The sequence below is a fragment of the Mesorhizobium sp. M0018 genome, from assembly GCF_040323955.1.
Classification (GTDB): Bacteria; Pseudomonadota; Alphaproteobacteria; order Rhizobiales; family Rhizobiaceae; genus Mesorhizobium.
Window position 1 is genome coordinate 1 of record NZ_JAMYVL010000060.1, and the last position, 7,206, is coordinate 7,206.

Consider the following 7,206-nt stretch of genomic DNA (forward strand, 5'->3'; position numbering starts at 1 on the left):
CCCTTGGGGTGGGGGGCTGCTTTTTTTTTAACACCCAGCGAGCCCTGTTTCGTCACCCCCCCCCCCCCGGCCGCCGCTACGGGGGGGGGGCGGGGCGCCGGCGCCCCCCCCGGTACTCAACGCTTACTTCAGTTCGACCTTGGCGCCGGCTGCTTCCAGCTGGGCCTTGAACTTGTCCGCGTCGGCCTTGGAAACGGCTTCCTTGACCGGCTTCGGAGCCGCCTCGACCAGGTCCTTGGCTTCCTTGAGGCCAAGACCGGTGATGGCGCGAACTTCCTTGATGACGTTGATCTTCTGAGCGCCTGCCTCGGTGAGGACGACGTCGAATTCCGTCTTTTCCTCGACCGGAGCAGCAGCGGCCGCAGCGCCGCCGGCAGCGGCAACCGCCACCGGAGCAGCGGCGGAAACGCCCCACTTTTCTTCAAGAAGCTTCGACAGCTCGGCCGCCTCGAGGACGGTCAGCTTCGAAAGGTCGTCTACGATCTTTGCCAGATCAGCCATTGCAATGTTCCTTCATAAGGTTCGAACGTGTGTTTGTGATAGCGAGGAACGGCCTCATGCCGCCTCGTCCTTCCGGGCGTAAGCGCCGATGACGCGCGCGACCGAAGCCGCAGGCGCATTGACGATCTGGGCGATCCGGGTTGCCGGCGTGGCGATCATGCCAACCAGCCTGGCGCGCAGCTCATCGAGCGACGGAAGTGTGGCGAGTGCCTTCACACCGTCGGCATTGAGCGAGGTGGTACCCATTGCGCCGCCGAGAATGACGAGCTTGTCATTTCCCTTGGCGAAATCGGACGCGACCTTCGGCGCCGCAATCGGATCCTCCGAATAGGCGATCAGCGTCTGCCCCTTGAACAGCTCGATGATCGATGCGGAGTCCGTGCCCTGAAGAGCGATTTTGGCGAGACGGTTCTTCGCGACTTTGACGGTGCCACCGGCGGCGCGCATTTTTGACCGAAGGTCGTTCATTTGCGCGACGGTGATACCGGCGTAGTGGGCCACGACGACTGAACCAGCGCTTGAAAACGCATCATTCAGGCCCGTGACGAGTTCGCGTTTTTCCGCTCTGTCCACTGCCTATCTCCAGTTGACCCCTGCCCTCTACGAAGGACAGGCGTCGGGTTGCCTTTTGCCGGCCGGGCCATCCAGTAACGGATCTCCCGAACGACGCTCGAGGATCCTGCCCCCTTTCGCCACACCTGCCGGCAAGCCGGACGGTGCGCAGACAAAAGGCAAACACGGTTCGAACCTTTCATTGGAGCTTGTGGCTCCTTTGTCCGGTCTTCACCCGTCTCATGCAGGCCCGCATGAATTAAGGCCCACATCACCTAAGGTTTGGGGGCCGCCTGCAATCTCGGACAGGATGTCCGGAAGCCTTTCGACTTCCGGTACCGGGCCGCCGACAGGTCGGAGGCCCGGAATTCTTTCACGGATCAGCGTTTTAGCGGCCGATCCAATTGTTCGTATCAGGACGCTGCGAGCGTCGAGACGTCGAGCTTGAGGCCCGGGCCCATCGTCGAGGTGACCGACACCTTCTTGACGTAGTTGCCCTTGGCACCAGCCGGCTTTGCCCTGGTCACCGCATCAGCGAAGGCGCGGACGTTTTCTTCCAGCGCCTTGACGTCGAACGAGACCTTGCCGACGCCGGCGTGAACGATGCCGGCCTTCTCGACGCGGAACTCGACGGCGCCGCCCTTCGATGCCTTGACGGCGGCGGTAACGTCGGTGGTGACGGTGCCGACCTTCGGGTTCGGCATCATGCCGCGCGGACCGAGCACCTTGCCGAGACGGCCGACCAGCGGCATCATGTCCGGCGTGGCGATGCAGCGGTCGAAGTCGATCGTGCCCTTCTGGACGATGTCGACCAGATCCTCGGCTCCGACGATGTCGGCGCCGGCGGCCTTGGCCTCCTCGGCCTTGTCGCCACGCGCGAAGACGGCGACGCGAACGCTGCGGCCGGTGCCGTTCGGCAGGTTGACCACGCCGCGGACCATCTGGTCGGCATGGCGCGGGTCGACGCCGAGGTTCATCGCGACTTCGATCGTCTCGTCGAACTTCACCGAGGAGCGATCCTTGAGCAGCTTCAGCGCCTCACCCAAAGCGTAAGCCTTGTTGGGATCGATGCCTTCGCGGGTCTTCGATACACGCTTTGCAATCTTTGCCATGATCTCAGCCCACCACTTCCAGACCCATCGAGCGGGCGGAGCCCTCGACCATGCGCATGGCCGCCTCGACGTCGTTTGCGTTCAGATCCTTCATCTTCTGCTCGGCGATGGCGCGCACCTTGTCGCGGCCGATCGTGCCGGCCTTGACCTTGCCCGGCTCCTTCGAGCCCGACTTCAGGTTGGCGGCCTTCTTCAGGAAGTAGCTCACCGGCGGCGTCTTCATGACGAAGGTGAACGACTTGTCCTGGTAGTAGGTGATGACGACCGGAACCGGCGAGCCCTTTTCCATTTCCTGGGTCTGCGCGTTGAACGCCTTGCAGAACTCCATGATGTTGATGCCACGCTGACCAAGCGCCGGGCCGATCGGGGGCGACGGCGTGGCCGATCCCGCGGAAACCTGGAGCTTGAGCTGGCCTGCAATCTTCTTAGCCATCTCTCTTCCTGCCTTTTCTCATGCCGGTCTTGCCGGCGGTTGCAGTCTGGTGGTGCGGTCCGCGCGGCCGGCTAAAGCCGCATTCGCCTCCCACCCGTTTTTGGCCGCGCGATCTCCGCGCCGCCTTCCCTGCCGCCGAAACCGGTGCAGGGATTTCGGATCAGCCCTTCTCGACCTGTCCGAATTCCAGATCGACCGGCACAGCGCGCCCGAAGATCGATACTTCCACCTTGAGCCGCGCCCGCTCCTCGTCCACTTCCTGGACGAAACCGTTGAAGGACGCGAATGGTCCATCCGAAACGCGGATCGCTTCGCCGATCTCGAACGTCACCGACGGCTTCGGCCGCTCGACGCCTTCCTGAACCTGGTTCAGGATACGCTGGGCCTCGGCTTCGGTGATCGGCACCGGCTTGGAGTCGCCCAGGAAACCGGTGACCTTCGGCGTGTTCTTGACGAGCGAGAACACGGCGTCGGTCAGATTGGCTTTCAGCAGCACATAGCCCGGAAAGAACTTGCGCTCGGCATCGACCTTGCGGCCGCGGCGGATCTCGACGACCTTCTCGGTCGGCACCACGATCTGCTCGATGTCGGCGGACAGGCCCTTCTGCTTGGCCTTGTTCTCGATGTCCTCGGCGACCTTCTTTTCAAAGTTCGAGTAGGCGTGGACGATGTACCACCGCGCGGTCATTTCAAGACTTCTCCGTAATCGCCGGACTTACTGTCCGAGGCCGAGGATTTTTTCGACCGCAAAGCCCATGGCCACGTCTGCGGTAAAGAAAAAGATCATCGCGATGACCGCGAACACAAGGACCATCACCGTCGAGATCATCGTTTCGCGCCGCGACGGCCAAGTGACCTTGGCGGTCTCCGCGCGAACCTGCTGGAGAAAGGTGAAGGGATTTGTGGTTTTCGAAGCCATATGCCGCTCTGTCTGCAAGACCCGTTGGCCGGGCCTCCTGGATGATCCCGCTGGCCGGGACGTGCCGCTTGAGCGTGCGTTCGCGCCGAATCAGCGCAATCATTTCGCCCATGCAAATCAGACGCGTAAAGCCGGCTTCCCAGCTCCACGCGTCGCGTGTCTGTCTCGTCTACATAAAACCGATTCTTGATCCACGCAAGTGGCAAGTGTCCGCTTTATGGCCAAACGCCGCCTCGGAACCATCCAGTCGTCCCGTCCCGGCTATGCGGCCCTTATGCCGCAACTTGTGCTATATGGCAAGTCACAAGCCGATTTTCAAAGGGGCACTGCAAAAGAATCGTTTTTAGGTATCCATTCAAAGAATGGCACGGGCAGCAGGGCTCGAACCTACGACCTGCGGTTTTGGAGACCGCCGCTCTACCAACTGAGCTATGCCCGTATGCGCATGTCGGCGCAGCAGGCGCTTCCTAAAAGCTTCCGCGCGCTCTGTAAAGAGCGACGTGCGCTACCCGGCCTTCATCTTCGAAAGTCCAGGCGTCCTCCCGGCCATTTCCCGTTGATCCGTTGATTGTTGACGATCAAGCCGACCCAGGGACGCACGATTTTCGGGTCGGTCAGATTGATATATTTTCCAACCAGCCCTTTCGCATCCTGGCGCCGCGCATCGATGAGCCCCTTGCGCACACCATCATGCCAATCGAACAGCAGGTAAACTCTCTCTCCCGCCGTCTTCACCTCGCCCCGGCCGGACTTCCATTTATCCTTGCTGTCGCCTGGAATCGTGGGATCGGCACCGCCATTCCAACGGCTGGACCAGCTGCCTTCGATGGTGTCGTTGCGGTCGCGGTCGCTTTCGGTGCCCCAGGCCTCGGCATTTTCATCGCTTGGAGTTCCCTCCAGTTTCACGCCGGCGGCGAACGCCGACACCTCCTCGTCGTCGGGAGTGGGGACGTCCATGACGCCAAACGGATTTCGGGATCCGCGGTCGCTGTCAGAATTTGCTTTGCTGTCCGATCCCATCGCAGGCCTCCGGTTTTTCAGCGCGGCCCCCGCCAGCCACGGCGGCCTCAAACCGTTCCAGCCTGGCGGACCGAACCATTCACCGCCACCCATTTCCCGCAAATCGGGTCCTGGCGGCAGGCCTTCGACCGATTCGCGCGCGGTCAGGTTCCCGAAGGCGGCTTGTAGGGGCCGCCCGGCACCGCCCAACCCCAGGCCGGCATTGGTTCGGTCTCCGGATCGCAGGTCGCGCCCTTGTTGGAGTTCATCTTGGCCAGCCGCGATCCCCATTCGACATAGGCCATGAAAGCCGAGCGGAATTCGGGATCGTCAGGCAGGCCGACCTCGTCGGCGGCGTCGGCGAGAAGGTTGATCCAGCGCCGGCGCTGCTCCTCGGTCAGATGCTTGCCGAGATGGTGCATCACCATCTCGCGATGGCCGCCGTGCTTTTCGCTGTAGGTTTTCGGTCCACCGAAAACTTCGCCGATGAAAGCCGCGACGTGAGCGGGATGGTCCGGCGACATGTGCTTGAACACCGGCCCGACGATGGGGTCCCGAGAGACGTTGTCGTAGAAGGTTTGGGTCAGGCGGTTCAGCGCTTCGGTGCCGCCTGCCCATTCAAACAATGTCGGGACATCCTGGCTCATTCGCGATCCCTCCGATGCTGGTCTTCAACCGCGCTGGACGATAGCGGAAACATCGAGCGCCGCTCAACCTGCCTCGATGGCCAGTGCAAGGTTGCGCTAAAGCTTCGCCGGCGTCTCTGCCTCGGCGCTGGCGGACGGCAGAACGCGGCAGTTGTCGGGCTTCGGCGACGACTTGCAGATGGTGGCGCCCGTCAGCGCGTCCACCGATTGCGGCCCCGTCGTCAGTCCAACCTTCAGCATTAGGTCTGGTTCGAGCTGGCGCTCGACCGAGCGCTGCTCGAGCGCGGCGAACAGACCGGGACCAATCGCCATGTCCTCGAGATAGGTCTTAATTATCTGCTGCTGTCCCATCAGGTACATGCCGAGCCGCGCTTGCGGACCGACAAACCGTCTGACGCCGCCGGCAAGCATGAGCGCGCACGCCGAATCGCATACCGCTCCCGAATCGACGGTCAGGCCGGCATAGGCGCCCTCTTTAGCCAAGCAACTCCACTCTCCCGGGTCGCAGCCAACAAAATCGGTGCGGGCGACGGCGATGTCGAGCTTCTTTTCGTGGATAAGTCGCCCCACCGCCAGTGCACTGAACAGGTCGCCTCCTTGTGAGCTGACCACCACCGGCAGCCGTCGGTTGCCAAGCATGGCGAGCAACTGGCGCAGCTTCTGCGGGGTCTGAGGCGCAATCGCGCCTTCGGCCGAGATCCATTCCGGGCAGTTTGGATTGCAAAGCGGGTTGCTGCCGCGGACCAGGACGAAGCGCATGTCTGCGACCTCCTTCGGCCGCGGGGTTTCGAGCCCTGCGGGTGCAGGCTCGGCTTTCGCCACCACTTCGCCGGCCGGCTTCGTGATGTTCGCCGGCGCCGGCACCTCCCTGCAACTCGCCGGCAACGGATCGGACGTGCATAGGGTTGGCGCGGTCAGCAGGTCGACGGCATCCCGGCTGGTGACGAGATTCATTTGCAGCATGTCGTAGGGAGCCAATTGCTGGATACCGCTGGCCGGTGTGCTTTTCATGGTCTCGAGCACACCCAGGCCGACGCCCATCTCCTTCAGATAGGCCGCCAGCTTCCGCTCCAGCGGCTTGTTCATCTCATAGGTCTTGTAGCTGCCGGCGTTCTTCCGGCTGACGACCTTGGTGCTGAGAATCTTCTTCTTGCCCTTCACCATGCGGTAGGTGGTGCGGTACAGCAATTTCGTCCGGATATAGGTCGTGGTGATCTGATGGACGCCGAGAAAGGCCCATTCGCCTACCACGCGCCGGATGCCGCCGGAAAACATCAACGGACAGGCGGAATTGCAGATGGCGCCATCGGCATAAGCATTGCCAAAATAACGGGCGCTCTTGCCGTCGTTTTCCTTGCAGTTCTTCACATCTGGCAGACAGCCGACGAAGCGGGTTTTGCCGACGGCGATATCGAGCTTGTTCTTGCGGATCAGGCGACCAAGTGTCAGCGCCGCTTCGACATTGCCGCCGGGGGAATCGACGACGATCGGCAGCTTTCGGCCGCCAAGCGCTTTCAGCGCGCGTTTGAACAGGGCCGGTGTGCCGGCTTCTATCGAGCCTTCCGCCGATATCCATTCCGGACAGGTCGGCTCGCAGCCCGGCGCGCTGCTGCGCACGACGACGAACCGCATCGTCGGGCCGAAATCCGGCGCGGATTTTTCCGGTGTGGATTTCTTTGCATCCGCTGCGAAGGCAGCGTGGCCCATGGCAAGCAACGACACCAGGCAGATCAGTCCTAGCGACCACCATGCCTGACTATGCAAACGGCGCCATGGAACCATTCGGGCAGCCCCCCTCGATGCAACCTATACTAGTTATCGCAGAGGCGCTTGCAACAGGATTTGAAGCAATGCGGTTAATCCATTGCCAGAATATCAGAATCAAAAGGGCGGCCCGAAGACCGCCCCTTTGCATCCGATCTCAACCGGCAGCGCCGGCGATTACTCTGTGATGGTGACGACGATGCCGGCACCGACGGTGCGGCCGCCTTCACGGATGGCGAAGCGCAGCTTCTCTTCCATGGCGATCGGCACGATCAGCTC

10 protein-coding genes and 1 tRNA gene are annotated in these 7,206 nt (G+C 62.1%); all 11 read right to left on the reverse strand.

Annotation, left to right across the window (positions count from 1 at the left end; all coding sequences use genetic code 11):
* Window positions 1-123: 123 nt before the first annotated feature.
* A complete protein-coding gene (gene rplL / locus NKJ81_RS32170) occupies window positions 124-501 on the reverse strand; it encodes a 50S ribosomal protein L7/L12 (RefSeq protein WP_023680442.1) in 378 nt (125 codons plus the stop codon).
* Window positions 502-555: 54 nt separating this feature from the next.
* The gene (gene rplJ / locus NKJ81_RS32175) at window positions 556-1,074 is read right to left on the reverse strand and encodes a 50S ribosomal protein L10 (protein ID WP_008875657.1); all 519 of its coding nucleotides are present in this window, start codon (window positions 1,072-1,074) and stop codon (window positions 556-558) included.
* Window positions 1,075-1,466: 392 nt separating this feature from the next.
* The gene (gene rplA, locus NKJ81_RS32180; RefSeq protein WP_023680441.1) at window positions 1,467-2,165 is read right to left on the reverse strand and encodes a 50S ribosomal protein L1; all 699 of its coding nucleotides are present in this window, start codon (window positions 2,163-2,165) and stop codon (window positions 1,467-1,469) included.
* A gap of 4 nt (window positions 2,166-2,169) precedes the next feature.
* Window positions 2,170-2,598 (reverse strand): 50S ribosomal protein L11, encoded by a 429-nt coding sequence (gene rplK, locus NKJ81_RS32185; protein WP_023680440.1) that lies wholly within the window; start codon window positions 2,596-2,598, stop codon window positions 2,170-2,172.
* Window positions 2,599-2,758: 160 nt separating this feature from the next.
* The gene (gene nusG / locus NKJ81_RS32190) at window positions 2,759-3,286 is read right to left on the reverse strand and encodes a transcription termination/antitermination protein NusG (protein WP_006333333.1); all 528 of its coding nucleotides are present in this window, start codon (window positions 3,284-3,286) and stop codon (window positions 2,759-2,761) included.
* Window positions 3,287-3,313: 27 nt separating this feature from the next.
* A complete protein-coding gene (gene secE, locus NKJ81_RS32195; protein WP_023680439.1) occupies window positions 3,314-3,517 on the reverse strand; it encodes a preprotein translocase subunit SecE in 204 nt (67 codons plus the stop codon).
* 363 nt (window positions 3,518-3,880) lie between these two features.
* Window positions 3,881-3,956 (reverse strand) — tRNA-Trp (locus NKJ81_RS32200).
* Between the two features lie 77 nt (window positions 3,957-4,033).
* The gene (locus NKJ81_RS32205) at window positions 4,034-4,537 is read right to left on the reverse strand and encodes a hypothetical protein (protein ID WP_352542937.1); all 504 of its coding nucleotides are present in this window, start codon (window positions 4,535-4,537) and stop codon (window positions 4,034-4,036) included.
* A 143-nt stretch (window positions 4,538-4,680) separates the two neighbouring features.
* Window positions 4,681-5,163, reverse strand: a complete 483-nt coding sequence (locus NKJ81_RS32210; protein ID WP_352542938.1) for a group II truncated hemoglobin — start codon at window positions 5,161-5,163, stop codon at window positions 4,681-4,683.
* Between the two features lie 96 nt (window positions 5,164-5,259).
* Window positions 5,260-6,945: a COG3904 family protein gene (locus NKJ81_RS32215; RefSeq protein ID WP_352542939.1), complete on the reverse strand. Its 1,686-nt coding sequence runs from the start codon at window positions 6,943-6,945 to the stop codon at window positions 5,260-5,262.
* A 159-nt stretch (window positions 6,946-7,104) separates the two neighbouring features.
* A partial coding sequence (locus NKJ81_RS32220) for an EF-Tu C-terminal domain-related protein (protein ID WP_502896533.1) occupies window positions 7,105-7,206 on the reverse strand: 102 nt, incomplete at its 5' end.